This is a genomic window from Streptomyces sp. NBC_01363, from assembly GCF_026340595.1.
Lineage (GTDB): Bacteria > Actinomycetota > Actinomycetes > Streptomycetales > Streptomycetaceae > Streptomyces.
The window spans coordinates 1838491-1863196 of sequence record NZ_JAPEPF010000001.1; the positions used below are offsets into that span (position 1 = coordinate 1838491).

28 protein-coding genes and 1 pseudogene are annotated in these 24706 nt (G+C 71.7%); 8 read left to right on the forward strand and 21 right to left on the reverse strand.

Annotated elements, in window-relative coordinates:
* Positions 1–41: 41 nt before the first annotated feature.
* From OG611_RS08620 to OG611_RS08650, 7 genes are read right to left on the reverse strand one after another with little or no spacing between them, the layout of a single operon-like run.
* On the reverse strand, positions 42–701 hold the full coding sequence (locus OG611_RS08620; RefSeq protein ID WP_266417149.1) for a DUF2064 domain-containing protein: 660 nt from the start codon (positions 699–701) through the stop codon (positions 42–44).
* Complete coding sequence (locus OG611_RS08625; RefSeq protein ID WP_266425670.1) at positions 698–1405, reverse strand: glycosyltransferase family 2 protein; 708 nt, start codon at positions 1403–1405, stop codon at positions 698–700. Before OG611_RS08625 ends, OG611_RS08620 begins: the two co-directional genes overlap by 4 nt.
* 5 nt (positions 1406–1410) lie before the next feature.
* Positions 1411–2469, reverse strand: a complete 1059-nt coding sequence (locus OG611_RS08630) for an NAD(P)-dependent oxidoreductase (protein ID WP_266417151.1) — start codon at positions 2467–2469, stop codon at positions 1411–1413.
* A gap of 52 nt (positions 2470–2521) precedes the next feature.
* The gene (locus OG611_RS08635; RefSeq protein ID WP_266417153.1) at positions 2522–3127 is read right to left on the reverse strand and encodes a hypothetical protein; all 606 of its coding nucleotides are present in this window, start codon (positions 3125–3127) and stop codon (positions 2522–2524) included.
* Positions 3124–4419: an MAB_1171c family putative transporter gene (locus tag OG611_RS08640; RefSeq protein ID WP_266417155.1), complete on the reverse strand. Its 1296-nt coding sequence runs from the start codon at positions 4417–4419 to the stop codon at positions 3124–3126. Before OG611_RS08640 ends, OG611_RS08635 begins: the two co-directional genes overlap by 4 nt.
* 52 nt (positions 4420–4471) lie before the next feature.
* Positions 4472–5092: a toxin gene (locus OG611_RS08645; RefSeq protein ID WP_266417157.1), complete on the reverse strand. Its 621-nt coding sequence runs from the start codon at positions 5090–5092 to the stop codon at positions 4472–4474.
* Positions 5093–5098: 6 nt separating this feature from the next.
* Entirely contained in the window at positions 5099–5557 is a 459-nt protein-coding gene (locus OG611_RS08650; protein WP_266417159.1) for a hypothetical protein, read from the reverse strand.
* Between the two features lie 764 nt (positions 5558–6321).
* Between OG611_RS08650 and OG611_RS08655 the strand changes: the two genes are divergently transcribed.
* Both OG611_RS08655 and OG611_RS08660 read left to right on the forward strand, forming a co-directional pair.
* A complete protein-coding gene (locus tag OG611_RS08655; protein ID WP_093547863.1) occupies positions 6322–6525 on the forward strand; it encodes a cold-shock protein in 204 nt (67 codons plus the stop codon).
* A 230-nt stretch (positions 6526–6755) separates the two neighbouring features.
* Positions 6756–8270, forward strand: a complete 1515-nt coding sequence (locus OG611_RS08660) for a DEAD/DEAH box helicase (RefSeq protein ID WP_266417162.1) — start codon at positions 6756–6758, stop codon at positions 8268–8270.
* 71 nt (positions 8271–8341) lie between these two features.
* On the opposite strand, the gene OG611_RS08665 is transcribed toward OG611_RS08660, so the two are convergent.
* From OG611_RS08665 to OG611_RS08695, 7 genes are all read right to left on the reverse strand, one after another.
* A complete protein-coding gene (locus OG611_RS08665; protein WP_266425673.1) occupies positions 8342–9136 on the reverse strand; it encodes an SDR family oxidoreductase in 795 nt (264 codons plus the stop codon).
* A gap of 344 nt (positions 9137–9480) precedes the next feature.
* On the reverse strand, positions 9481–9855 hold the full coding sequence (gene crcB, locus OG611_RS08670) for a fluoride efflux transporter CrcB (RefSeq protein ID WP_266417165.1): 375 nt from the start codon (positions 9853–9855) through the stop codon (positions 9481–9483).
* Entirely contained in the window at positions 9852–10208 is a 357-nt protein-coding gene (locus tag OG611_RS08675; RefSeq protein ID WP_266417167.1) for a DUF190 domain-containing protein, read from the reverse strand. Before OG611_RS08675 ends, crcB (OG611_RS08670) begins: the two co-directional genes overlap by 4 nt.
* Complete coding sequence (gene crcB / locus OG611_RS08680) at positions 10205–10615, reverse strand: fluoride efflux transporter CrcB (RefSeq protein WP_266417170.1); 411 nt, start codon at positions 10613–10615, stop codon at positions 10205–10207. Before crcB (OG611_RS08680) ends, OG611_RS08675 begins: the two co-directional genes overlap by 4 nt.
* A 105-nt stretch (positions 10616–10720) precedes the next feature.
* The gene (locus OG611_RS08685; protein ID WP_266417172.1) at positions 10721–11176 is read right to left on the reverse strand and encodes a carboxymuconolactone decarboxylase family protein; all 456 of its coding nucleotides are present in this window, start codon (positions 11174–11176) and stop codon (positions 10721–10723) included.
* Between the two features lie 110 nt (positions 11177–11286).
* Positions 11287–11478: a hypothetical protein gene (locus tag OG611_RS08690; RefSeq protein ID WP_266417174.1), complete on the reverse strand. Its 192-nt coding sequence runs from the start codon at positions 11476–11478 to the stop codon at positions 11287–11289.
* Entirely contained in the window at positions 11475–11648 is a 174-nt protein-coding gene (locus tag OG611_RS08695; RefSeq protein WP_266417176.1) for a hypothetical protein, read from the reverse strand. Before OG611_RS08695 ends, OG611_RS08690 begins: the two co-directional genes overlap by 4 nt.
* A gap of 107 nt (positions 11649–11755) precedes the next feature.
* Here OG611_RS08695 and OG611_RS08700 point away from each other — a divergent pair, with 107 nt between their 5' ends.
* The 3 genes from OG611_RS08700 to OG611_RS08710 all read left to right on the forward strand — a co-directional run bounded on the left by OG611_RS08700 (position 11756) and on the right by OG611_RS08710 (position 14465).
* A complete protein-coding gene (locus OG611_RS08700) occupies positions 11756–12592 on the forward strand; it encodes a helix-turn-helix transcriptional regulator (RefSeq protein ID WP_266417178.1) in 837 nt (278 codons plus the stop codon).
* Entirely contained in the window at positions 12589–12804 is a 216-nt protein-coding gene (locus OG611_RS08705) for a DUF397 domain-containing protein (protein WP_266417180.1), read from the forward strand. Before OG611_RS08700 ends, OG611_RS08705 begins: the two co-directional genes overlap by 4 nt.
* A gap of 155 nt (positions 12805–12959) precedes the next feature.
* Positions 12960–14465 (forward strand): alpha/beta hydrolase, encoded by a 1506-nt coding sequence (locus tag OG611_RS08710; protein WP_266417182.1) that lies wholly within the window; start codon positions 12960–12962, stop codon positions 14463–14465.
* Positions 14466–14523: 58 nt separating this feature from the next.
* Here the strand turns inward: OG611_RS08710 and OG611_RS08715 are convergent.
* The 5 genes and pseudogenes from OG611_RS08715 to OG611_RS08735 form a co-directional block, all read right to left on the reverse strand.
* Positions 14524–15162 (reverse strand): annotated as a pseudogene (locus OG611_RS08715) (phosphoribosyltransferase); the annotation flags it as partial.
* 140 nt (positions 15163–15302) lie between these two features.
* Positions 15303–16100: a VOC family protein gene (locus tag OG611_RS08720; protein ID WP_266417184.1), complete on the reverse strand. Its 798-nt coding sequence runs from the start codon at positions 16098–16100 to the stop codon at positions 15303–15305.
* Between the two features lie 120 nt (positions 16101–16220).
* Positions 16221–16916: a response regulator transcription factor gene (locus OG611_RS08725; RefSeq protein WP_266417186.1), complete on the reverse strand. Its 696-nt coding sequence runs from the start codon at positions 16914–16916 to the stop codon at positions 16221–16223.
* Positions 16913–18139: a sensor histidine kinase gene (locus OG611_RS08730; RefSeq protein WP_266417187.1), complete on the reverse strand. Its 1227-nt coding sequence runs from the start codon at positions 18137–18139 to the stop codon at positions 16913–16915. Before OG611_RS08730 ends, OG611_RS08725 begins: the two co-directional genes overlap by 4 nt.
* 141 nt (positions 18140–18280) lie before the next feature.
* A complete protein-coding gene (locus OG611_RS08735) occupies positions 18281–20491 on the reverse strand; it encodes an MMPL family transporter (protein ID WP_266417189.1) in 2211 nt (736 codons plus the stop codon).
* 410 nt (positions 20492–20901) lie between these two features.
* On the opposite strand from OG611_RS08735, the gene OG611_RS08740 reads away from it, so the two are divergent.
* Entirely contained in the window at positions 20902–21438 is a 537-nt protein-coding gene (locus OG611_RS08740; protein ID WP_266417192.1) for a GNAT family N-acetyltransferase, read from the forward strand.
* 271 nt (positions 21439–21709) lie between these two features.
* Entirely contained in the window at positions 21710–22687 is a 978-nt protein-coding gene (locus tag OG611_RS08745) for a hypothetical protein (protein ID WP_266417195.1), read from the forward strand.
* A 19-nt stretch (positions 22688–22706) separates the two neighbouring features.
* Here OG611_RS08745 and OG611_RS08750 read toward each other — a convergent pair whose 3' ends face one another.
* The gene (locus OG611_RS08750) at positions 22707–22868 is read right to left on the reverse strand and encodes a hypothetical protein (RefSeq protein ID WP_266417197.1); all 162 of its coding nucleotides are present in this window, start codon (positions 22866–22868) and stop codon (positions 22707–22709) included.
* Between the two features lie 294 nt (positions 22869–23162).
* On the reverse strand, positions 23163–23663 hold the full coding sequence (locus tag OG611_RS08755) for a hypothetical protein (RefSeq protein ID WP_266417199.1): 501 nt from the start codon (positions 23661–23663) through the stop codon (positions 23163–23165).
* A gap of 329 nt (positions 23664–23992) precedes the next feature.
* Here OG611_RS08755 and OG611_RS08760 point away from each other — a divergent pair, with 329 nt between their 5' ends.
* Positions 23993–24442 carry a hypothetical protein gene (locus tag OG611_RS08760; protein WP_266417201.1) on the forward strand — a complete coding sequence of 150 codons (450 nt, stop codon included), beginning with the start codon at positions 23993–23995 and terminating at the stop codon, positions 24440–24442.
* Positions 24443–24706 lie beyond the last annotated feature (264 nt).

Consider the following 24706-nt stretch of genomic DNA (forward strand, 5'->3'; position numbering starts at 1 on the left):
GTGGCGCGTTGGTACGGGGAGGGCGGCCGACCGGTCTCCGCCTACCGGAGCGGCGGCCGGGTCAGCCGGGCGAGGGTCGCGGCGAACCGGCCGTGCGGTGCGGCGGCGGCGACGGCCTCGGCGTCCCGCGCGGTGTCCACATCACGCAGCCGGGGCAGATCGCGCACGGTCAGCCCGGCGGTGACGAGGCGCCCGCGCTGCACCGCGCCGGTCTCGGGTACGGACATGGGCACACCGCGCAGGAGCTCCGGGGCGGGGGAGGCCAGACCCAGCGCCCAGAAGCCGCCGTCGTCGGCCGGGCCGAACCAGGCGTCGCAGCCGTCCCAGGCGGCCGGGCCGAGCGCGCCGGCCAGGTGGGCGGCGGTGATCTGGGGGGTGTCCATGCCGATGAGGAGCGTCGGGCCGGTGACGGCGGCGAAGGCCGCGGCGAGCCGCTCGTCGAGGCCGCCGGTGCCCTGCGGGAGCACTTCGATGCCGGGCGGCAGCCACGGCCCCGGCCGCCCTTCGAGGACGACGGCGCGGCGCCGGGCGGGCAACGAGCGCACGGTCCGCAGGGTGTCGGCGAGCGCCGCCTCGGCGAGCCGGGCCGCCTGGGCGGGCGTGAACGGCGGGGTGAGCCGGGTCTTGACCCGGCCCGGCAGCGGTTCCTTGGCGATGACCAGCAGGGTCGTGGGGCCGGAGGGGAGGGCCGGGGCGCTCATCGGGGCGTCCCTCGGGCGGCTGCCGCCGCCGGTGGTTCGAGCAGCACCGCGCGCATGTCGCGCACCGCCTGCCAGGTGCCCCGCCAGGTGCCGGTGACCTTCGACTTCCCGGCGCGGGGGACGTACGGGACGCCGGTCTCCGCGATCCGCAGCCCGGCGTCCGCCGCGCGGACCACCATCTGGAGCGGATAGCCGCTGCGGCGGTCGGTGAGACCGAGCCCCAGCAGCTCCGTCCGCCGCCCGGCGCGCATCGGGCCGAGATCGTGCAGCCGCAGGCCGGTGCGGCGGCGCAGCAGCCGGGCGAGCACGAGATTGCCGGCCCGCGCGTGCAGCGGCCAGGCGCCGCGGCCACGGACGAGGCGGCGGCCGAGCAGCAGATCGGTCTCCCCGGCGGCGATCCGGCGTACGAAGGCGGGGAGCAGGCCGGGGTCGAGGGAGCCGTCGCAGTCGCAGAAACAGACGAACTCCGTCTCGGCGGCGAGCAGTCCGGCGTGGCAGGCGGCGCCGAAGCCGCGCCGCGGCTCGTGCACGACGGTCGCGCCGAGTGAGCGGGCCAGGTCGGCCGAGCCGTCCGTGGAGCCGTTGTCGACGACGATCGCGCGCCAGCCGTCGGGGATCGCGCCCAGCACCCGGGGCAGGGCCGCGGCCTCGTCGAGACAGGGCAGGACGATGTCGCTCGGCGGCACGGGGGCGGCGGCGGGCACGGTGCTCACCGCCGCAGCGGGGACGTCGCGAACTCCGTCATCCCCTCCGCGAACCCCACCTCCGGCAGCCAGCCCAGTTCCGTGCGCAGCCGCCCCGAGTCAGCCGTGATGTGGCGTACGTCCCCGAGGCGGTACTCGCCGGTGACCACCGGGGCCGGGCCGCCGTGCGCGCCGGACAGGGCCGAGGCCATCTCGGCGACGGTGTGCGGCTCCCCGCTCCCGGTGTTGTACGCGGTGAAGCTGCCGGGTTCGCGTACCGGGAGGGCCTCCAGCGCGGCGGTGTTGGCCGCGGCCACGTCCCGTACGTGGACGAAGTCCCGCCGCTGGCCGCCGTCCTCGTGGACCCGGGGCGGCTCGCCGCGCGCCAGGGCCGAGCGGAAGAACGAGGCGACCCCGGCGTACGGGGTGTCGCGGGGCATTCCGGGGCCGTACACGTTGTGGTAGCGCAGCGACACCGCCCGTCCGCCCGTCGCGCGCGCCCAGGCGGCGGCCAGATGCTCCTGGGCCAGCTTGGTGGCCGCGTACACATTGCGCGGGTCGGCGGGCGCGTCCTCGGTGACGAGGCCGGGCACCAGCTCCGCGCCGCAGCGGGGACAGCGCGGTTCGAACCGGCCCGCGGCCAGGTCCGCCGCCGCCCGCGGCCCGGGGCGGACGCGGCCGTGGCGCGGGCAGTCGTAGCGGCCCTCCCCGTAGATCACCATCGAGCCCGCGAGCACCAGATCGCGGACCCCGGCCCCGGCCATCGCGGCGAGCAGCACCGCCGTGCCCAGGTCGTTGCACCCGACGTACTCCGGAGCGTCCGCGAAGTCCCGGCCCAGCCCCACCATCGCCGCCTGGTGGCACACCGCGTCGACACCGGTCAGCGCGTCCGCCACCGCGTCGCGGTCCCGCACGTCCGCGACGACCGTCGGCCCACCGTCCTGCGGGGCGGGCACCTCGCCCCGGTCCCCGTGCGCCTGCGGCAGCAGCGCGTCGAGCACCACCGGCTCGTGCCCCGCCGCCCGCAGCGCCCGGACGATCCGCGACCCGATGAACCCGGCTCCGCCGGTGACCAGTACCTGCATGTCCGCCACGCTAGGCCGGGTCGCCGGGGCCCGCGCGGCGGACCGGCGCGGATCAGACGAGCAGGAACGCGCCCGCCGTCGCGGCCCCCAGCGACGCCCCGGCGACCGTCTGGGCCACCGAGTGGTATCCGAGCGCGACGCGGGACCAGCACACGGCGACGGTCATCGCGTAGGCGAGCAGCCACCACGGCGAGTGGACCGCGGCGAGCAGGGCGACGACGGCCGAGGCGACCGCGGCGTCCACCGAGATCTTCCAGACCGTGTTGACGGCCAGCAGGATCACGGTCATCGCCCAGAGCGCGAGCATCGCCACGAGGATGCCGGTGGGGGCGTGGCCCAGGACCATCACCACCGAGCCGGTGCCGATGGAGCCGAGGATGACGAAGAAGATCGGGGCCCGCTTGGTGCGGTCGACGACATGGCGGTCGCCCCAGGTGCCGCGCCCGCGCTCCCACTCGATGTACCCGGCGGGTATGAGGCCCGCGCACAGGGCGCCGAGGAATCCCCAGAGCAGGCCGGTCCAGTGACCGGCGGCGGCCAGGCCGATGGCGAGCATACCGATCAGCAGGACGTTGCGGGGCTGGAAGACGTCGGTGACGGTGCGCGCGGCGCCGGTGTACGGCGATGCGGGGGTGTCGGTGGTGTCGGCGGAGGTCATGCTGTCTCCTCGGTGGAGGCCGTGCGGGGCGCGGCGGTTGCGGTGGACGGGGCGGGTGCGGCATCCGCCAGCACCTGCGCCGCCCGGTCCTGCGGGACCGTCCGGTACGCGGTGGCCACCCGGACCAGCCAGGCCACCTCGCCGTCCTGGTCGGTGGCGTGCTGGGTCTCCACCGCGGCGGCGGTCGAGGCGGGCGCACCGCTGTTCTTCGCGGTGAGCGCCGCCTTGATCCAGTACGCCTCGGCGAGCGGGCCCGCCCGGTCCGGGTCCGTGCTGCCGTCCGCCGCGGCGGCCTTCGCGGCCGGGAGCAGGGTGTCGGGCACGTAGTGGCGCAGCTTCTCCACCGCGTCCGCGATGTCGGCGGCCCAGCGGTCGATCCGCAGGTCCGCGGGGGTGTCGAAGCGGGTGAGTTCGCGGGCCAGCGAGGCCGGGGGGTCGAAGGGCTGCTCGGGGAAGGCAGTCATCAACTCGCGCCAGAGGCCGTGCAGTTTGACCTGGGCCCGCCACAGTTTCGCGCGCCGCCGCCCCTTGCTGAGGGCGGGGATGGAGGCGCCCACGGCGAAGAAGGCGAAGAGCACCACCTGTGCGGCCTCGGTGATCTCGTCGAAGCGGAGCGCGAAGGACTCGCTCGGGGTGTCGACGACGCTGACCCACAGGAACAGGGTCCGGCTGACGGTGTAGCCGACCCCGATGAACATGGCGAAGGTCATCATCCCGAGGCCCACCCGCAGATGACGGAGCCCGGCACCGGCGGTGGCCAGCGCCCACTGGTACGCGCAGACGGCGGACGCGGCACCCAGGTAGAGGTAGAACACGCTCATGTACAGCGTGGCTCCCCACTGTCCCGCGTGGTCGGCGACGAAGCGGTCCGAGGGGACGGAGCGGTCGACTACGGTGAAGAACAGCACCGTCAGCAGGACCAGCGTGGCGATCGACGCCTTGGCCGCCACCTGCTGGATGGCACGGGCGAACCGGACATGGCGCGGGACGGTTCCGGCGTCGGGGTACTGGCCGTAGATCGCGACGATGTAGCTGAGGATCGCCAGGATCGCGATCGTCGCCGTGTAGTGCTTGATCAGGACGGCGAGGTCGGTGACGGCGCTGTCGTTGAGCGCGATCCGCACGGCCCGGGTCTTGGTCCACAGGGCGGCGGCGAAGCCCGCGTAGCAGCCCCAGAGGGCCCGGCGGCGCTTGTCTTCTTCGTCGCCCCACAGGGCTGCCGGCATGCGCCACAGGGCGACGGCCGTCATCAGGACGGCTATGAGGTAGCCGGCGAGGTCGAGCGGGGTCACGGCGGAGTCCTTGGGGTGGGGGACGGGGACGAGGGACGGGGGACGTGCGGTGTCAGCTGCGGCGGAACAGGCCGCGACGGCGGTTGGCGACCGGGCGGGAGAGGGAGTTGGCCAGCCGCCCCACCATGTCGTCGCTCGTCACGTCCATGGCCATCCGGGGAATGAGCGAGGCGCCGAACTCGGCCATGCGCTCGTCGTGGGTGTCGTACTGCGCGCGGGCCTGCACGGTGCCGTCCCCCGACCGGAGCGCGTCGGCGATCTCGGCCACGACCGGGGGCGGAGGCGCGGGCGACGGCGACGGCGGGGGCTCGGTTCCCAGGACCCGGGTGATCAGTGAGGTGTCGAAGACCGGGAGCAGGCGCCGGAGTTGCTCCGGGTCGAGGGAGGTGCCGTGGTCGAACCACTCGTGGCACAGCTCGTGCAGGATCACGTGCTGGGTCTGGTACGCGGTGGGCCGGCGGCGGTAGAGCACGAAGCTGGTCCCGCCGGTCTTCAGGCGCAGCCCGCAGGCGGCGTTGACGCGGGCCAGCCGGTCGGGCATCTCGTGCAGCACGATGGTGCGGCCACGGGCGGCCTCCATGTTCGCCACCAGTGCGTCGATGGAGAAGGGCGCGGGGATGGGCAGGTCGGCCAGCCCGGCCTCGCACTCCTTCCGTAGTTCGCGCAGGGACATGGAGGGCTACTTCTCCGGCTCGCCAGGGGCGCCGCCGTCGGCCGCGCCCTGCCGGCCCCTGGCGTCCTCCAGCAGGGAGAGCGCGAACTGCAGCAGCTCCGGCGGGAGTCCGTCCTCGTCGAGGCCGCGCCCGGCCACCCCGCTGATCTCGCCCGTGCGCCGCATCGCGAGGAACTGCAGACCGGCGACGACATCGTCGACGACCTCGGACTCCTCCTTGAAGAACCGCCAGTCCACGCCGAAGCCCAGACCGAGCGCCTTGAGGATGTCCTCGGAGGGCTGAGTGACCTTTCCGGCCAGGATGTTGGAGAAGTAGCTGTGCGAGAGCGAGCCGCCGCGTTCCTTGACCAGATCGGCGAAGACGCGCCCCGAGATCTTCTGGCCGGGGAACGTCTTCTCCACCATGTACTCGACCTTCTGCTGCAACGTCCGCAGCTCCGGCGTGCGTTCCTCGACGCTGTCCATCCGGCCCCCCACGTATCCGCTCCCGTCCGATCGGCGTTCACGGTCGTCGATTCGGTCAACGGGCTCGTACTGTAACGAACCCTGACGTGGTGCCCTCGGTCCGGTAGGCGGTACGGGAACGGGCTTGCGCAAACACGCTACGTCACTGTTAACTCGAAAAAACACGGGCAGGGGACCACGAGGGGAGTCTCCTGCCCGTGAAATCGACGTGTTCCGTGTGAATTCACCGCGGACAAAGGGTGCATGACGCACATACATGTTGTGCGGGCATAGGTGTAGCCCTTCACGACGGGGGATGCGTGAAGGGCTACATCTGCATTATGACTGCTGGTCAGGCCGTCATCAAGCAGCCTCCGGGGCGGCGGGTGGTCGGGCGGGGCCGCGGGGCGCGGTGGCGGCGGGCCGGCGAGGGGTGCTCGCCGGCGGGATCGCGGCTGCGCGGGCCGGGCGGCCGAATGCGATCCCGGCGGCGGAACGGAATTTCACGTGCCGCCGGAAAATGATTTCACGCAATGTCCCGCGTGAATTTATTTATCATCCGTCGGAGTGCAATTACTTGCCGCGCCCGGTTGCTTCCTTCGTGCTATTCTGGAAGCAGTTGCAGTTGTGGTTCCCGAAGACTCCAAGTGCCCTCCCCGGCTCAATGTGCCGAGGGCCGCGCTTCTGTGTTTTCCGGTGCTTTCCGGATGGGGTAATCATTGCGGCGACGTGGGATCCGCACCGTGCGAATCCCCGGGAACTGCCCCCCATGAAGGAGATAAAACATGGCTACTGGCACCGTCAAGTGGTTCAACGCGGAAAAGGGCTTCGGTTTCATCGAGCAGGACGGCGGCGGCCCCGATGTCTTCGCCCACTACTCGAACATCGCTGCTACCGGCTTCCGTGAGCTCCAGGAAGGCCAGCGGGTGAACTTCGATGTCACGCAGGGCCAGAAGGGCCCGCAGGCGGAGAACATCACCCCTGCCTGATCCCGCCGCTCCGGCGCCGACGCGCTGAGACGACTTGCACGACCGGGACCCGCACCTCCGGGTGCGGGCCCCGGTTCGCTGTTCTCCGCCGGTCCGCCCGAGCCGGCCGCCCCGAATTTTTCGCAGCCGGGCTCCGTCCAGGCTTGTCAACGGCCCGTTCTTGCGATTCCTGCGCCGCCCGTCGCCGCAGCGAATTCCTCGATACGCGCCCTATCGAGGAAGGGTTCCGTATGGACCGCGACCGTAACCGTGATCGCACAGCACGTTCGAACGACCGGTTTTCCCGTGGCCCGGGGGGCCGCTCCGGCGCGCCCGCCCGGCGTTCCGGCGGTTCCGGTGGTTCCGGCCGCAGGCCCGCCGCAGTGCAGGGCGAGTTCGCGCTGCCGAAGACCATCACCCCGGCGCTGCCCGCCGTGTCGGCCTTCGCGGAGCTGGAACTGCCCGGTCCGCTGCTTTCGGCGCTCACCGCCGAGGGCGTCACCACGCCGTTCCCGATCCAGGCGGCCACCCTGCCGAACGCCCTCGCGGGGCGCGACGTGCTGGGCCGCGGCCGGACCGGCTCCGGCAAGACGCTCGCCTTCGGCCTGGCCGTGCTGGCCCGTACCGCGGGCAACCGGGCCGACGCCCGGCGGCCGTTGGCCCTGGTCCTGGTCCCCACCCGGGAACTGGCCCAGCAGGTCACCGACGCGCTCACCCCGTACGCCCGCGCGCTCAAGCTGCGCATGGCCACCGTCGTCGGCGGCATGTCGATCGGCCGCCAGGCCTCCGCGCTGCGCGGGGGCGCCGAGGTCCTCGTCGCCACACCGGGCCGGCTCAAGGACCTCATCGAGCGCCGCGACTGCCATCTGGACCGGGTCGCCGTCACCGTCCTGGACGAGGCCGACCAGATGGCCGACATGGGGTTCATGCCGCAGGTCACCGAACTGCTCGACCAGGTGCGGCCGCAGGGCCAGCGGATGCTGTTCTCGGCGACCCTGGACCGCAACGTCGACCTGCTGGTCCGCCGCTATCTGCACGATCCGGTGGTCCACTCGGTCGACCCGGCGGCCGGTGCGGTGACGACGATGGAGCACCACGTGCTCTATGTGCAGGGCACGGACAAGTACGCCACCACGACGGAGATCGCGGCCCGCGACGGCCGGGTGATCATGTTCCTGGACACCAAGCACGCCGTGGACAAGCTCACCGGCCATCTGCTCAACAGCGGGGTGCGGGCCGCCGCGCTGCACGGCGGCAAGTCCCAGCCCCAGCGCACTCGCACCCTGGACCGGTTCAAGACCGGGCAGGTCACGGTGCTGGTCGCCACGAACGTCGCGGCGCGCGGCATCCACATCGACAACCTGGACCTGGTCGTCAACGTCGATCCGCCGAGCGACCACAAGGACTACCTGCACCGGGGCGGCCGTACCGCCCGTGCCGGTGAGTCCGGCAGCGTCGTCACACTGGTGCTGCCGGGACAGCGCCGGGAGATGACCCGGCTGATGGCCGACGCCGGGATCACCCCGCAGATCGCCCAGGTCCGTTCCGGTGAGGCCGAACTGAGCCGGATCACCGGCGCGCGCAAGCCCTCGGGGGTGCCGGTCGGCGGCGGCGCACCGGTGCCGGAGCGCGCCGGGAGCGGTGGCTCGTCCTTCCGGGGCCTGGGCAGCCGCCCCGCGAGGGCGGGCCGGTCCCGCCGCTCCGACCTGCCCACCGCGGAGGCGCGCGCCGCCGCGAAGCAGCGCCGCACCAACCGCGGCGGGTAGCCGGTCCCCGGCGCTCAGGGTCTGTCCGGCGGCTCAGGGTCGGGCAGGCCCGGAGCCGGTCCCCGGCCCCGTTACCGGCCGCCCGCGACCCGCAGGACCGTCCCGGTCACATAGGACGCCTCGCCCGACAGCAACCAGGCGATGGCGGCCGCGATCTCCGGGGCGGCTCCGACGCGGCCGAGCGGGATGCCGGGGACGGCCGCGTTCGCGCGCCCGGGGTCGCCCGCCGTGGCGTGCATGTCGGTGTCGACCATGCCGGGCGCGACCGCGTTGACCCGGATGCCGTCGGGCCCCAGCTCCTTGGAGAGCCCGAGCGTCAGCGCGTCCGTCGCGGCCTTCGTGGCGGCGTAGTGGACGAAGTCCCCGGGGCTGCCGAGCGTGGCGGCGGCCGAGGAGACGTTGACGATCGCGCCCGCCCCGCCGGCCGCCATGTCCTTCGCGGCCCGGCGGCAGCACAGCAGGTAGCCGAGGAGATTCACGTCGACGACGCGGCGCAGCGTCCGGGTGGAGGTGTCGGCGAGCCGCCCGAGCGGACCCGTCACCCCCGCGTTGTTGACCAGCCCGGTGACGGGGCCGAGCTGCTCGGCCGCCGTGTCGAAGAGGCGTTCCACATCGGCCTCCTCGGCGGTGTCCACCCGCACGGTGACGCAGCGTGCCCCCGCGGCCCGGACCGCCGCCGCGGTCCGCTCGGCGGCCTCCTCGTTGTGCACGAAGCCCAGGGCGAGGTCATGGCCGTCCGACGCCAGACGGATACAGGTGGCGGCGCCGATTCCCCGGCTGCCGCCGGTGACGACGGTGACGGGGCGCGACGACGGAGTGGTGCTGGTGTCCGGCACTGGAGGCCTCTCGCTTCGCTCGGGGATCATGAAGACCATGATGGTCGCGGAGATCACGCGGTTCATCCGGTTCATGCAGCGAATCAGCGCGGGCGCCGGCGGATCAAGGCCCGCCGGCCGGGTGACGGCGCCGGGACCGGCGCGCATCGCGGCGCCTGCCGTTGGGGTGGTGCCGGTCAGGACACCGGCGTGGTGCCCGGCGCGGGGCGCGGACGGTTGCCTAGCGTCGGCGCCTGACGGACCGCTGTCGGCGCGGAACGGGTTGAATCGCCCGGCGCTCGGCGACGGCTCCTCCTCAACGGCGTTCCCCTGCCTCCGCCTCGCATTGCGGTGGCAGGGGACGCCGACCGTTCCCGCCCCGCGTCCGCCCGCCGCTACGCCCACAGCTGCCGCGCGAGCGCGACCCCGGCGAACACCGCGGCCAGCCCCGCCGCCACGCTCGCCACGACATTGGCCGCCGCGTAGGACCTGGCGCCGTCCTCGGCCAGCCGCAGCGTCTCGTAACTGAACGTCGAGTACGTGGTGAGCGCCCCGCACAGTCCCGTGCCGAGCAGCAGTTGCAGGTGCGAGGAGGCGGCACCGGCCGCCACCGCGCCGGTCAGCAGGCCCAGGATCAGGGAACCCGACACATTGACCGCGAAGGTCCCCCACGGGAAGACGCTGTCGTGCCGGGACTGCACCGCCCGGTCGGTCAGATAGCGCAGCGGCGCCCCGACCGCCGCCCCGACGATCACCAGCAGCCAGTTCACCGGCCCCGCTCCCGCCCGCCGCCGAAGCGCACGATCTCGCACTCGTCCAGGACGACCAGACCGCCGTCCGCGACCAGTTCCTCCACCAGCGGCAGGAACGCGCGGATCCGCGCCTCGGTGTCCACGATCACGACCGCCACCGGCAGGTCCTCGCTCAGTGAGAGCAGCCGCTGGGTGTGGATCATCGACGAGGCGCCGAAGCCCTCGATCCCGCGGAACACGCTGGCACCCGACAGCCCCGCGCGGTGCGCCCGATGCACGATCTCGGTGAAGACCGGCCGGTGGTGCCATCCGTCGGACTCGCCGACGAGGACCGTCAGGCGCAGCGCCCGTTCCGTCCGCGGGGTCGTCATGGCTGCCTCCAGGCCAGCACGCGGCGGGTCGCCCACACCGCACTCCACACCGCCGCGAGAGCCGCGAACAGCGTCAGTCCCAGATACCCGAGAGCCGCACGGACCCGGTCGCCGTCGATCAGGCGCTGGATGTCCACCGCGTACGTCGAGAACGTCGTGAACCCGCCGAGCACCCCCGTACCGAAGAACGGCCGCACCAGCCGGTGTGCCGTCCACACCTCGCTGATCACCACCATGAACACGCCGATCACCGCGCATCCGACGACGTTCACGACCAGCGTCGTCCACGGGAAGCCGCCCGGGGCGGTGGGCCGGATCAGCGTGGCCCCGTAGCGGGCACACGCTCCGATCGCACCACCGAGTGCCACCACCGCGACGACGGATCCTTGCGGATTGGGGGCTCCCATGGGCACATGTCTCCTGCCTGCTCCACGCACCAGGCTATCGCCGCGGCCCTCGGCGGGCCCACCGCACCATGGGCGGGCCCGCCGGCCTCTTCGTCGGTGCGTGACCTACCAGGTCTTGCCCGGCGGCTGCTTGGTGGTGACGTTGACGCGGTTGAACAGGTTCGTCAGACCGATCGCGAGGACCAGGGCGGAGAGCTGCTTCTCGCTGAAGTGGCGGGCGGCCTCGTCCCAGATGGCGTCGGGCACCGGGTCGGAGCGGTCGCTGAGCCGGGTCGCGTGCTCCGCGAGCGCCAGCGCGGCCCGCTCGGCGTCGGTGAAGTACGGCGCGTCGTGCCAGGCCGATACGGCGAAGAGCCGCTCGTCGCTCTCACCGGCCTTCCTGGCGTTGCGTACGTGCCCGTCGACGCAGAAGGGGCAGCCGTTGATCTGGCTCACCCGCAGACCGACCAGTTCGAGCGTGGTCTCCGGCAGCCCGCCCTTGCCGATCGCCTTGACCAGGCCCAGCACGGGCGGCAGGGCCTCGGGCAGGATCTCGGCCGGGTTCTGGATGCGTGCCTGCATGATGTCTCTCCCTCGATGTCCGTCGCGGGCCGCGGCTGCGTTCTCGCCGCGCCCTCACTGCACTGACGGACGGCGAAGGGGAAGTGTGACGAGAGCGGCGGCCGGGGGCCTCACTGCATCCGTCGGAGCGAGCTGCGCAGCCCGTTCTCCTCGGTGACCCTGGCCCGGAGCTGCCGTATCGACGCGGAGTCCCCGGCGGCGTCGTCCTCGCGGGAGCGGCACCGTGCGCACTCGCAGGGCGGCCAGCGCAGCGGGTTGAACTCGGGCGACTCCGGCTCGGGCACAGGCTCTTGATCCCTCATGCCGACCCCCGCTCCGTGCAGTCCGCCGTGCCCCGGTGGCGCTGGAGCAGCACCCGGCAGTCGGTCGCCCCGCTGTAGTCGTACTGATCATTGGCGAGGGCCTCGGCCAGGCGGAGTTCCTGGCATTCGGGACAACAGCCTTCTGTTTCACGCCCGTTCTCGGCGAGCACAGATAACTCCTCTCCGTAGTCATTCCACTACTAAGGGAGCTCAGATTGGCCTAGAGTCGGGAGTGCTTCAACTTGTTGGGCACGAGCGAAAAGTCAGGTGACAGCCGTTGAACCGCAAGGACTTGGACCCCGAGAGCAGCCCGGAAGCCGCCTTTGGCGCACGCATCCGCAGCTTGCGAGAGGAACGCGGATGGAAACAGGAGGAGTTAGCCGACCGGATGGGCTACTCCGGCACGCACATCTCCGCCGTCGAAACTGGTCGCAAGATGCCGACTCTTCGGTTCTCGCGCAATGCGGACCAGGTTTTCGGCACTGGGGAAACGGCAGACACGTTCGAACGCCAGTACCGTGAGATCCGGCACGGTTCGCTGCTGGAGGGGTTCCCGCAGTACGTGGGGCACGAGGGACGCGCGGCGGAGATCCGGCTGTACGAAATCGGCATCATCCATGGGCTGTTGCAGACGCCGGAGTACGCGCAGGCGCTGGTGGACAGCGCCATGCGGCGAGGGGTCATCGGCCCCGAACAGGCGGCCGAACGCACCTCGTTCCTGGCGGAGCGTCAGGCTGCACTGGTGCGGCCCCGTCCTCCCGCGATGCTGGTGGTGATGGACGAGAGTTGCATCCGCAGGAGGGTCGGCGGGGACGGAGTCATGGACGCCCAGCTCGACCGACTGCTGGAGTTCGCCGAACTGCCGAACACCGTGCTCCAGATCGCCCCGTTCGGCATGGGGGAGCACCGCCCGTTCAACCTCCCGATGACCCTGCTGACGCTCTCGGACCTGTCTGTGATCGCGTATGCGGAATCCCAGATGCGGGGACATCTGGAGCGCGATACGACCGCTGTGCTGCCCCTGTTGGCGGGCTACCATCAACTACAGGCCGAGGCGCTGTCCCAGGCGGCATCGGTGGCCATGATCCGCGAGGCACGAAAGGGCACCCCGTGACGACCACGACCGAATCCCCCCGTTGGTTCAAGTCCTCGTACAGCGACAACGGTGGCCAGTGCATCGAGGTCGCCGCCAACCTCGTCGCCCCGCGCGGCGTGGTCCCCGTCCGCGACTCCAAGAACCCCGGCGGCCCGGTTCTGAACGTTCCCGCCGCCTCGTTCGCCTCCTTCGTGGCGGGCGTCAAGGCCGGAGAGTTCGGCGCCGTCTGACCGCCCCGTCCAGCGCATGCGATCCCGAAGTCCCCATCGTGCACCGCGCGGTGGGGCTTCTCGCTGCCGGCATCGTGCAACCGGGGGCTAACCCCACCGCATTCCGTCATGCCTCCCGGATGGGTTGAGGGCTGTCGCTCAACAAGGCTTGTGCCATGAGGACTTACGGAAAATCTGCCGCCTTCGTCGCCCTGTCCGTCACCGCCGTCGCCACCGCTCTCACCGGGGCCGCGCCCTCGCAAGCCGTCGCGTCGGCCAACCCCGCATCCGTGCTCTCCTGGCGGCCCTGTGCCCAGGACGGCGGCCCCGCCGCCCAGGAGTGTGCCGAACTTCCCGTACCGCTGGACTACCGCGATCCGGACGGCCCGCAGCTCTCCCTCGCGGTGACCCGGGTCCGCAGCGACCGCCCGGCCGCCCGGCGCGGGACGCTGATGGTGATCCCGGGGGGTCCGGGCTCCTCCGGGGTGCAGCGGGTGACGCAGAAGGGGGAGCGGTTGCAGCGGGAGACGGAGGGGCGGTACGACATCGTGAGCCTCGACCCGCGCGGGGTCGGCGGCAGCCCGAAGGCGAGCTGCGGGCTCGCTCCGGAGGACCGGGAGCTGGTGAACCTGCGGTCCTGGCCCGGCGCCGACGGCTCGATCACCGAGAACGTGACACGCTCCCGGCGTATCGCCGAGGCCTGCGCCCGCAACGGCGGAGCGATGCTGCGGAGCCTCACCACGGCCAACGAGGTACGGGACATCGACCGCTTCCGGCAGGCGCTCGGCGAGGAGAAGCTGTCGGCCTGGGGGAGCTCGTACGGCACCTATGTGGGCGCCGTGTACGCGCAGAAGTACCCGCAGCACACGGACCGTTGGGTGCTGGACAGCAGCGGCGACCCGGACCCGTCGCGGGTGGCCAAGGGCTGGCTGGCGAACATGGCGGTGGGGGCGGCCGACCGGTTCCCCGACTTCGCGCGCTGGGCCTCGGACCCGGCCAGGGAAGCGGAGGGGCTGCGACTCGCGCAGCGGGCCGAGGACGTGCAGCCGCTGGTGCTGGACCTGGCGGCTCGGCTGGACCGTGAGCCGAGGGAGTCCACCACGCCGGGCGTCCCGCTGACCGGCAACCGGCTGCGTCAGGCGGTCCAGCTGGCCCTGTACGAGGACGATGCGTTCGCCGGGCTGGCGGGGTTTGTCCGGGCGGCCGGGGACCCGTCGGTGAAGCCGGTCCTGCCCGACGCGCTGAGCGGGCCGATACCGGACGCGGACGCGGCCGTCACGGTCGGCGTGATCTGCAACGACGTGCGCTGGCCGGGCACGGTCTCCTCGTACGCGCGGGCCGTCGCCGCCGACCGTGTGAAGTACCCGCTGACCGCCGGGATGACGGTGAACATCACCCCGTGCACCTTCTGGAAGGACGCCCCTGCCGAGCAGCCGACCAGGATCACGGACCAGGGACCGTCCAACGTCCTGATGATCCAGGGCCTGCGCGACCCGGCGACCCCGTACTCCGGCGCCCTGAAGATGCGCGCGGCCTTCGGCGACCGGGCCCGACTGGTCGCGGTCGACCACGGCGGGCACGGCATGTACCTGGGCCACGGGAACGCCTGCGGCGACCGCGCGGTCACCACGTTCCTGAACACCGGGACCCGGCCGGAGCAGGACGCGTACTGCGCGGACTGACCGTGACCGGGCTGCGACTGAGCAGGCGCTCCGCTCAGTCGCAGCCCGGTGTCACATGTCCGCTGTTCCTGGCCTGTGCCAGCAGGGAGACGACCTCCTCGTCGGACGTCTGGGAGAAGTCCCGGTACCACTCGCCGACCGCGTAGAACAGGCTCGGCACCGACAGGCACACCACCTCGTCCGCGCTCCGGCGCAGCCGCACGACCGCCTCCGGCGGCGCCACCGGAACTGCTGCCACCACCCGCTCCGGGCGCTGGGCCCGTACCACCAGGCAGGCCGCCTCGGCCGTGGCGCCGGTCGCGATGCCGTCGTCCACGACGATCACCGTCCGGCCGGTGAGCGGGGTCCGTGCCCGGCCGGCGCGGTACACCTGGGCCCGCCGTACGAGCTCCGCCTCCTCGACCCGTTCGACCGCCGCGAGATCCTGCTTCCCGGCCCGCAGCCGGCCGACGACGTCGTCGTTGACGACCCGCACCCCGCCCTCGCCGAGCGCGCCGAACGCGACCTCCTCGTGGTGCGGCACACCGAGCTTGCGGACGACGATCACATCGAGTTCGGCACCGAGGGTCTGTGCCACCTGGAAGGCCACCGGGACTCCGCCGCGGGGCAGTCCCAGCACGACGGGGTGCTCCCGCTCAAGGTGGCGGAGCGCCTCGGCCAGCTGCTGTCCCGCGTCCACGCGGTCGGCGAACAGCACGGTGGTTTCACCCCCAGCCAGGGGAGTCGGGGTCGCATGCGTGCGAGCCCCACCGGCATCCCTACTACCGAAACAACCTCATGCGCGGCGGCCCCGCAACTCGGGCGGTCGCGGTCGGCCGCCGTACGGGACGGAGTGGTTCAGGAGACCGGCGACGTCCTGGGCACCTCGCCCTCGGTCGTGTTCACGTCGATGACGGAGAACGCCGCGCCCTGCGGGTCCGTCAGCGCGGCGAACCGGCCGAACGGCATGGTCATCGGGCCGAACCGCAGAATGGCGCCGCGCTCGGTGGCCTTGGCCACCGCCGCGTCGCAGTCGGCGACGGTGAAGTACACGTTCAGGTACGGCGGGACGTCGGGCGGGAACTCGTCGCCCATCTTCATCCGCCCCATGACGGTCTTGTCGCCGAGGTTGAACATCCTGAAGTCGACGTGCTCGTCCGCCATCTTCACCATCGTGTACGGGAAGACGGCGGGGAAGAAGGCGTCGGACTTCTCGGGCTCCCGGGTGAAGACCTCGGCCCAGCAGAACGCACCGGGCACACCCTGCGCCTCGAAGCCCTCGTGGGTGCCCGCCTGCCACACACCGAAGGCCACGCCACTGGGGTCGCGGGCCAGCAGCATCGTGCCGAACTCGCCGACCTGCATGGGGTCCATCAGCGTCTCGCCGCCGTTGTCCCGGATCTTCGCGGCGGTGGCCTCCGCGTCCGGTGAGGCCAGGTACAGGCACCAGGCGGACGGGCCCTCCTGGCCGGGCATCGGGGGCACCACCGCGGCGACCGCCTTGCCGTCGGCGTACGCCTGCGTGTAGTCGCCGAACTCGGACGAGGACTCGCCGAACGTCCAGCCCAGCACATCACCGTAGAAGCTCTTCGCTCCGTCCAGGTCGGCGAACATCGCGTCGGCCCAGCACGGTGTGCCCTCCGGTTGTACAGCCATGGCCCTGACTCCCTCGCGCTCGGTGGGTGGTCCGGTTTTTCACGCTAGCCAGCCGACCGCCTCCCCGCGCGCTGGGAGCGGCGGGTCCGGGACATGCGCCACATTCGTACGTTTGTTCGTTCAGGGGCGTCCGGGTGTGCCCCGGCCCTGCGGCAGGTCCACCCGCACCAGGCCCGACTGGTAGGCCATGGCGACCAGCTGGGCCCGGTGCCGGGCGCCCAGCTTCGTCATCGCCCGCCCGACGTGCGTGCGCACGGTCAGCGGGCTGACGTGCATCCGCTCGGCGATCTCGTCGTTCGACAGGCCCTCGGCGGCCTGAGCCATGACCTCGCGCTCGCGGGCGGTCAGGACGTCCAGGGCCTCGGGCGCGGCGACACCGCCCTCCGGGCGGGCGAGGTAGCGGGTGATGAGGGCCCGGGTGGCGGTGGGCGACAGGAGCGTGTCGCCCGAGGCCACCGTCCGGATGGCGTCCAGGAGCTCCTCGGGGCCGACGTCCTTGCCGAGGAAGCCGCTCGCGCCCGCGCGCAGGGCGGTGGCCACGTACTCGTCGATCTCGAACGTGGTGAGGATGAGGATGCGGGTCTCCCGCAGCGCCTCGTCGCGGCAGATCTCCTCGGTGGCCGCCAGCCCGTCCATGCCCGGCATGCGGATGTCCATCACGACCACGTCCGGCACGGTGGCACGGGCCTTCTCCACCGCCTCCCGGCCGTCCGCCGCGACACCGACGACCTCCATGTCGTCGTTCGACTCGATCAGCAGCCGGAAGGTTCCGGCCAGCAGCGCCTGGTCATCGGCCAGCAGTATTCGGATGGTCACCGCGCCGTCCTCTCCTCGTCGTCGTCCCCTTGAAGTCCGGGTTCCGTTGTCTCCAGGGGAAGCTCCGTGGTCACCTCGAAGCCTCCGTCCGCCCGGTGCCCGGCGGCCAGCCGGCCGCCCGCGGACAGGGCCCGTTCGCGCATGCCGATGAGACCGTAGCCCGGCGTGCCCGTCGTCGGCGGCGCGTGCCCGTCGTCGGAGACGGTGAGCGTGAGCAGCCGGCGCGAGTAGCCGAGCCGGACCGAGGCCGTCGCGCCGCCCGAGTGCTTGGTGACGTTGGTCAGCGCCTCCTGCACGATCCGGTACGCGGTCAGGTCCGCCCCCGGCGGCAGCGGTCGCGCCTCGCCCTCCACGGACACCGACACGACGAGACCCGTGTGCTCGAACGAGGCGATCAGCTCCGGCAGCCGGGCCAGCCCGGGAGTGGGCTCCAGCGGTGTCTCCGGGTCGCCCTCGCGGCGCAGCAGCCCCACGGTCGCCTTGAGTTCGCGCAGTGCGGAGGACGTGGTGCCGGCCAGCTGGTCGAGCATGTTCTGCGCCTGGTCGGGCTTGCTGCGCAGCAGGTACGCGGCGGTGGCCGCCTGCGCGTGGGCCAGGGCGATGTGGTGCGCGACGATGTCGTGGAGCTCGCGGGCGATCCGGGTCCGCTCCTCGCCCACCCGCTGCCGCGCCTCCTCCTCACGGGTGAGCTCCGCAAGTTCGGCCCGTGCCTCCACGGCCGTCAGATGATCGCGCCGGCTGCGTACCGACTCACCGACCGCGCCCGCCAGCAGCACGCAGGAGACGAGACCGACCTGGTCGGGCCGGAGCAGCGCCACCCCGCCCCAGGCGGTGGAGGCGATCAGCAGGGCGACGGCCGCCCCGGCCGTGTACACCGTGGCCGTGCGGTGGTCCGTACGCAGGGCCAGCAGATAGAGGGCGACCAGGGCGGCGCCCACGACACTCGGGCTGGGGTCGAAGCCGATGGCGGCGCCCATGAGGCCCAGGGCGCCGCCGAGCGCCGTGGTCACCACCACCATCGTGCGCGGATACCTGCGGTGGCCCAGCAGCAGAACGACCGGGGGCACCGCGGCCGCCAGCGAGAAGGCGAGCGTGGGGGCGCGGACGATCCGGGCGTTGGTCAGGGTGCTGGAGAAGACCGCGAAGGTCCACAGCAGCACCGCCACCACCACATCGACGGTCCGCGGGTGGCGCGAGGCCCACTGCCGCCAGCCGGTGAACATGCGCTCTCTCCTCCTCGGGTCCGTCCGACCATCGTCGTCGACCTGCCTGGTCCATCCCGCGCTGGGCGTCCGGGACCGCCCGCCGTGCTGCCCGACGAGCGGCCCCGTACCCCCGCTGCTCCCGTACCGCCTCACCTCACCTCACACGCGGACGGGATCGGGCTCCGCCTCGGGCCGCAGCGCCGCCGGTCCGGCGTGGTTCAGCTTCTCGCCCTCGACATCCACCTGGGGCACGACCTTCGCCAGCCACTTCGGCAGCCACCACGCCCGGTCGCCGAGCAGGGCGAGCACGGCCGGGACGATCGTCATCCGGACGACGAACGCGTCGAAGAAGACGGCCGAGGCGAGACCGACGCCCATCATCTTGATCATCGACTCGCTCATCCCGATGAACCCGGCGAACACCGCGATCATGATGACCGCCGCGGCGCCGACGACCCGCGCACTGTGCCGGAACCCGGTGACGACCGCCTCGCCGGGCCGCTCCCCGTGGACGTACGCCTCCCGCATCCGGGTCACGAGGAAGACCTCGTAGTCCATGGCCAGACCGAAGACCACGCCGATCAGGAAGATCGGCATCATGCTCATCACCGGCCCGGTCTGCTCGACGCCGAGGGCGTCGGCGAGCCAGCCCCACTGGAAGACCGCGACGATCGTGCCGAAGGCCGCGGCCACCGACAGCAGGAAGCCGAGCGCCGCCTTGAGCGGGACCAGCAGCGAGCGGAAGACGACCATCAGGAGCAGGAAGGCCAGGCCGACGACGAGTGCGAGGTAGGGCAGCAGCGCGTCGGTGACCTTCTGCGACACGTCGATGTTCACCGCGGTCGCGCCCGTGACGAGCATCTTCGCGCCGGTCCGGGACTCCAGGCCGTGGGCCTCGTCACGGATGGTGCGGACGAGCTCCGTGGTGGCCTCGGAGCTGGGCCCCGTGGAGGGTACGGCGGTGAGCACCGCGGTGTCCCCGGCCTCGTTGAAGGCGGCGGGCGTCACGGCCACGACGCCTTCGGTGGTGGAGAGCGCCTTCGCGGCCCGTGCCGCGGCGGCCTTCGGGTCCTTCGAGGCCTTCGCGTCGACGACGACGGTGAGCGGCCCGTTGAAGCCGGGACCGAAGCCGTCGGCCAGGGCGTCGTAGGCGCGGCGCTGGGTGGTCGAGGTGGGCTGCGACTCGTCGCCCGGCATGCCGAGCTGGAGATCGAGCGCGGGTACGGAGATCAGCCCGAGGCCGAGCACGGAGAGCACCAGGACGGCGAGCGGGCGCCGGATCACGAAGCGGGCCCAGCGGGTGCCCATGTTGGGCTTGCCGTTCGTGGCCGTCTTGGCACGCTGTCCGCCCCGGGCCCTGCGCGCGGTGCGCGGCAGGACGGCCTGCCGGAAGAAGCCGAGCAGTGCGGGCAACAGGGTCATCGCGACCAGGACGGCGATCACGACGGTGCTCGCCGCGGCGAGGCCCATCTTCGTGAGGACGGGAATGCCGACCACGGACAGGCCCGCGAGGGCGATGACCACGGTGAGGCCGGCGAAGACGACGGCGGAGCCCGCCGTGCCCACGGCCCGTGCCACGGCCGCCTCCGCGTCGTGGCCCTCCGCGCGTTCGGTCCGGTAGCGCGAGACGATGAACAGGGCGTAGTCGATGCCGACCGCGAGCCCCAGCATCAGGGCGAGCGTGGTGGTGGTCGTGGACATTCCGACCGCGACGATCGAGGCCACGCCCACGCCGATGCCGACGATCGCGGTGAGCAGCGGGAGGCCCGCCGCGGCGAGCGACCCGAAGGTGATGAGCAGGACGACCGCGGCCGCGGCGACGCCGACGAGTTCCGTCGTGCCGCCGAGCTCGGCCTCCGGCACCAGGGCCGAACCCCCGAGCTCCACGGTCAGCCCGGCGTCCCGCCCGTGCTTCGTGGCGTCCTGGAGCGCCTCGGTGGTGGCGTCGGTGAGATCGACGCTCTGTACGTCGTAGCTGATGGTGGAGTACGCGGTCGTGCCGTCCTTGCTCACGGCCCCGGCCATCTTGAACGGGTCGAGGGCGCCTTTGACCTGGTCGCCGCCCGCCACGTCCGCGACGATCTTCTCGATGGCCGCCTTGTTCGCGTTCGCCGTGACCTTCTGGCCCTCGGGCGCGACGAAGACGATCCGGGCGTCGGCGCCGTCCGAGCTGCTGCCCGGGAAGCGCTGGTCCAGCAGGTCGAAGGCCTTCTGCGACTCCGTCCCGGGCATCGAGAACCCGTCCTCGGGGGCGGCCGGCGCCTTGGCCGCGGCGAACGCGCAGGCGGCCAGGACCACCACCCAGAGCAGGGCGACGAGCCGGCGTCTCCGGAAGGAAAAGCGGCCTAGCCGGTAAAGGAAGGTAGCCACGAAGAGGCGCTCCAGTCTCTCTGGATCGGGCAATGGGTCGCGGCGCGGTGCCGCGCTCCGGCCGTGCCTGGGCCGCGCCGGGGCACGGCGGGGCCGGAGGAATGCCTCAATCCTTCGTGAACGTGGGCGTCATCGTCGTCGTCGCCCTGCATGGAGTCGTACGTACGGCCGCTGCAGTACGCGGCGGGTCCGCCGTACCCCTTGGACAGGACGGCCGGAGTGCCGCCCTCCGCCGTGAGATCGACTGCGCGGGCCGCATCGCCCGCATCGCCCAGGAACGTCCGCGCCCCGGAACGCCCGCGACCCGGAACGTCCGCTCGTCCTCCTTGGGCTCGCACGACCGCCACCCGCGTGGAACCGCCGGGGCAAAAGCGGTTGATCGGCTGGTTCCCCTCGGATAGCAATGCTCCGTGATACATGGCGAAAAGATCGGGCTACGTGCCCGGCACGAGAGCGATGTCCCAGTTCTCCAGTCCGAGCTGTACGACGATGTGGCCACGCGGTCACGCGCCGACTCCCGCCCGTGGCGACCCATCCCGCCGGGCTCGGGGCAGTCGCCCTACGCAGTGGCTGCGCCGTCGGACGAGGCGGCCTGCTTCTCCGTAGTGGAGCTGGAGTCGCAGGAGCTGGCCGGCGAGGCCCTGTTGTGGGGCATCGACACGCACAACAGGACGGCCCACATCGGGATCTCCCTGCGACCCGCATTCCGTGGCCGCGGGCTCGGCGTCGACGTCGTGCAGGCGCTGTGCGCATACGGATTCACCGTACGTGGACTGCAGCGTCTGCAGATCGAGACCCTCACGGACAACGCCCCGATGATCGCAGCGGCAACCAGGGCGGGGTTCACGCGAGAGGGAACGCTGCGGCACTCCGCCTGGGTGTACGGCGCATACGCGGACGAGGCCATCCTTGGCCTCCTCGCGAACGATTGGACGCCCCGGGCATAAGGACGCCCCGAGAGCGCTGTGCCTGCCGCGCGGCGGTGGCTGACGTTCTTCCCGAATGGTGCACGTACCGTCGCCGAACGACCGGCACGGCTCGCTTCGGCCCGCCTGATCGTGCGAAGTCCCGTTCGCGTGGCGGGAGATGGGGGACGTACGCTACGGTGACCAAGTCATCACGCTCTGTGTGTACCCGTGCGCATAGGGCGGCCCCCGGCGGTGCGACAACACCAATCCGAGGGCCTACACAACCAGTGGAGCTGCGAGGCCACCGGAAATGTTGCGTCATGCTATCGCGCCGTCCGCGCGCTATACGAAGGCATCGAACGATGTCGTACGCCATCCGCGTCTGAACAGTGACGCGAAGATCCTGCTCCTCTACATCCAGGGCCTCCCGGGCGATGCCATCTGCAAGCCGTTGAGCGAACTCGCCCGCAAACTGGGCATCAAGGGCCGCGCGTACCAGAAGGCGAAGGGGCAGCTCGTCGAGCACGGCTACGTGCACGAGTGGCGGAGCCAGAGTGAGGGAGGCCGCTGGCTGACCGAGCAACTCGTCGTGAACAACCCCCTGACGAGTGAGCAGGCGCGACTCCTCCTGCGAGAGACCGCCCCCGCCTCCGCCCCCACGGGCCCGCCGCCGAGTACGCGGTTCCCGACGGTCGGCGAGCCGACCCCTCGGGCGGCCGGTGGCTATAAACCGGTAGAAGACCACAGTGATAAGACAACTCCCCACCCACCCTCCGAACCTGAGTCCGCGACAGGTCCCACGCCCACACCGACCCCGCAGACCACCACGGCCGATCCCGCCCAACTCACGCGAGCGGAACGGGTCCTGCTCTCCCTGCGCCACTCCCGCCGCGAACTCCACCTGGGCGTAAGCGAGGCCCACGCATTAGCCGTAGAGGCCGTCAAGTGGTTCGAACGCGGCCTGAGCGAATCCGACCTCCGCCACGCCCTGCTCGCCGAACGCCCGCAAGAAGGCGTCCGCTCGGCCGTCGGCTTCCTGCGCCACCGCCTCATCCAGAAGCTCCCCGAACCTCCGGTCCAGCACCAGCCCCACGAACGCCCACCCCTCCGAGAACTCGTCGAATGCGCAGGCCCCGGCGAGTCACACGTCTTCCGCCCCCTGTTCGGCGAATCCGAATGCCCCTCCTGCTGCCGCGCCGCCGCCCCCACCGAACCCGAGCCCATCCCCTGGCGCGAACGCATCGCCGGAATCAACGGCACACCGACGGCTCTACCGGCTGAGGCCTGACCGCGCCCGCTGCCAAGCCCTACTGGTCGACCTTGTGGATCTCGTACCCGTACCACTTGTCGACATCGGTGGCGAAGTAGAGCACCGGGTTCTCACCACTTCGTGCCACACCCGGCGCCTCGGTCTCTGTTGCCTCGGAGAACGACCCGCCGGCATCAATGGACAGCAGGATGCTGTCCACGCTGTCGCTGTCCCCTTCGGGCTTCCAGGTCCCGCTGCCGGACACCCTCCCGTCGCCCGGCGGGCGGATCGATGAAGCTGGAGGTTATGGAGCTGCGGGGAATGCCGGACATCTCGAACCTGCCGTCCGCGTGCAGCTCCACCCGTGCGCCACCGTCGCCGGTCCATGTGCCGGCGATCTGCGTGCGATCGATCCGCTCGGGCCGCTCGGCGAACCCGGCGAGGCAGCCTCCCATGGCAACCAGGACCACTACCGTCCAGGCGGTGAGGGCCTTGTGCCGGAGAATCCAGGACTTCACACCGTGGGCGGTGAGCTCGGCGGGGCGGGAGGCGCGGCCGGCGGGCTCTGCGGCGGCGGATTGGGCGCCGGCTGGTCGGCCGACGGCAGGTGGGGCGGCGGCTGGTAGGTCGGCGGCGGATACTGGTGCGGCTGGTGCGGCTGGTGCGGCTGGTGCGGCTGGTGCGGGTCGTACGGGGCCGGATACGGGTACTGCGGGGGCTGGTGCTGCTGAGGCGGGTGCTGCTGCCCGTACTGCGGCTGCGCGTAGATCACGGCGGGCGGCTCCGGCGTCGGATCGGGACGGGACGCCACCAGCCGAACTATCGCCGCCAGCAGCCCCGGCCCCACGACGACGGCCGCGATCATCAGCGGCCAGTACTGAGCCTCCCCGTCGGACGACTCGGACCAGGGGTCCGGCGCATGGTCCTGGCAGTAGAGGTACGCGATCAGCAGGGCGAGCACGGAAATGCCGATGTAGATCCCGATCCACAGCCGCCGCGCCGAGGGATTGCGCACCGGGAGTAACCCGAGGACCAGCCATAAGAGCACTATCGGCAATCCAAAAGTTATGGCCATGCCAACCCCCCGTACGCATAGGTGACTTGACCTTCGCACAACAGCATCCTGCTGTCACTGGGGTCTCACCCACCTTCCGACCTCAGCCGGCCTCACCCGGCATCTGCTTGATGTCGTCGGCGACGGCGCGCAAGACCTTGCGAGGGATCTCGCGAGGCCCGAGGTGACCTTGCGGGACTGGTGCCGCCGGCGGGGTGGCAGGGCACCCCTCTCATGGGCGTTACGAAATCGAGGCGACGAGCCGTGTCCGCCCTCGGCAGACTGCAGACATGTCCACCGACGCGAGCGGAATGATCGAGTGCAGGCCCTTGGCCCGGATCTGGGGAGAGGACGACGAGGACGCGGTATGGCACCCCGCCATTGACCTCTTCCTCCTCAACACCGGGAACGCATACGACGCCTTCGCCTGCCTCTTCGGCGTCCGCAACTCCTTCGGGTTCCGGCCGCTGGCCGAAGGCCGCGGTCTGCCGGTGGACGCCTCCGACGGACTGCGGGACGCGTTCAACATGTGGGGCGCACAGGACGCGCACGGAACGACCTGGATCAGCTGGGCCGAACTGGCAGCCGCCGACTGGGGCGAGACCGATCGGTCCGGCACGCTCAGCCGAAGTACCGTCGCCGGGGCAGGGACCCATTGGGCGCCGGTCTGGGACGTGATGCGGACGCTGGCCGAGTTGCACGGACCAGAGCACGTGCGACTCGTGGTCTGGTTCGACTGATCACGGACACGGACCCCAGCGCCTAGGGAATTCGCAGACTAAAGCTGGACAAAAAGAGTGCCGACCTGACCGGACCAAAACTGCGAGCCACAGCTCATCAAGCACCCCGCCCGCAGACTCAACCTGGAAAGGGCAGCCGGCACCGCATGGCCTACGCGCCCGGCTGCGAAGGCGCCTTGCGGGCGTCATTGTCGGAACGGCTCCGGGACGGGACACCAAGGGGAAGTACTACCCCGCCCCGCCCCGGCCCCGACCGGCAGGCCG

What these genes read in the sequence shown, in the direction of transcription:
- OG611_RS08620 (WP_266417149.1), bottom strand. Translation starts at nt 701, where the DNA reads ATGAGCGCCCCGGCCCTCCCCTCCGGCCCCACGACCCTGCTGGTCATC.
- OG611_RS08630 (WP_266417151.1), bottom strand. Translation starts at nt 2,469, where the DNA reads ATGCAGGTACTGGTCACCGGCGGAGCCGGGTTCATCGGGTCGCGGATC.
- OG611_RS08635 (WP_266417153.1), bottom strand. Translation starts at nt 3,127, where the DNA reads ATGACCTCCGCCGACACCACCGACACCCCCGCATCGCCGTACACCGGC.
- OG611_RS08645 (WP_266417157.1), bottom strand. Translation starts at nt 5,092, where the DNA reads ATGTCCCTGCGCGAACTACGGAAGGAGTGCGAGGCCGGGCTGGCCGAC.
- OG611_RS08650 (WP_266417159.1), bottom strand. Translation starts at nt 5,557, where the DNA reads ATGGACAGCGTCGAGGAACGCACGCCGGAGCTGCGGACGTTGCAGCAG.
- OG611_RS08655 (WP_093547863.1), top strand. Translation starts at nt 6,322, where the DNA reads ATGGCTACTGGCACCGTCAAGTGGTTCAACGCGGAAAAGGGCTTCGGT.
- OG611_RS08660 (WP_266417162.1), top strand. Translation starts at nt 6,756, where the DNA reads ATGGACCGCGACCGTAACCGTGATCGCACAGCACGTTCGAACGACCGG.
- OG611_RS08665 (WP_266425673.1), bottom strand. Translation starts at nt 9,136, where the DNA reads ATGATCCCCGAGCGAAGCGAGAGGCCTCCAGTGCCGGACACCAGCACC.
- OG611_RS08675 (WP_266417167.1), bottom strand. Translation starts at nt 10,208, where the DNA reads ATGACGACCCCGCGGACGGAACGGGCGCTGCGCCTGACGGTCCTCGTC.
- crcB (WP_266417170.1), bottom strand. Translation starts at nt 10,615, where the DNA reads ATGGGAGCCCCCAATCCGCAAGGATCCGTCGTCGCGGTGGTGGCACTC.
- OG611_RS08685 (WP_266417172.1), bottom strand. Translation starts at nt 11,176, where the DNA reads ATGCAGGCACGCATCCAGAACCCGGCCGAGATCCTGCCCGAGGCCCTG.
- OG611_RS08690 (WP_266417174.1), bottom strand. Translation starts at nt 11,478, where the DNA reads ATGAGGGATCAAGAGCCTGTGCCCGAGCCGGAGTCGCCCGAGTTCAAC.
- OG611_RS08710 (WP_266417182.1), top strand. Translation starts at nt 12,960, where the DNA reads ATGAGGACTTACGGAAAATCTGCCGCCTTCGTCGCCCTGTCCGTCACC.
- OG611_RS08720 (WP_266417184.1), bottom strand. Translation starts at nt 16,100, where the DNA reads ATGGCTGTACAACCGGAGGGCACACCGTGCTGGGCCGACGCGATGTTC.
- OG611_RS08730 (WP_266417187.1), bottom strand. Translation starts at nt 18,139, where the DNA reads ATGTTCACCGGCTGGCGGCAGTGGGCCTCGCGCCACCCGCGGACCGTC.
- OG611_RS08745 (WP_266417195.1), top strand. Translation starts at nt 21,710, where the DNA reads ATGTTGCGTCATGCTATCGCGCCGTCCGCGCGCTATACGAAGGCATCG.
- OG611_RS08760 (WP_266417201.1), top strand. Translation starts at nt 23,993, where the DNA reads ATGTCCACCGACGCGAGCGGAATGATCGAGTGCAGGCCCTTGGCCCGG.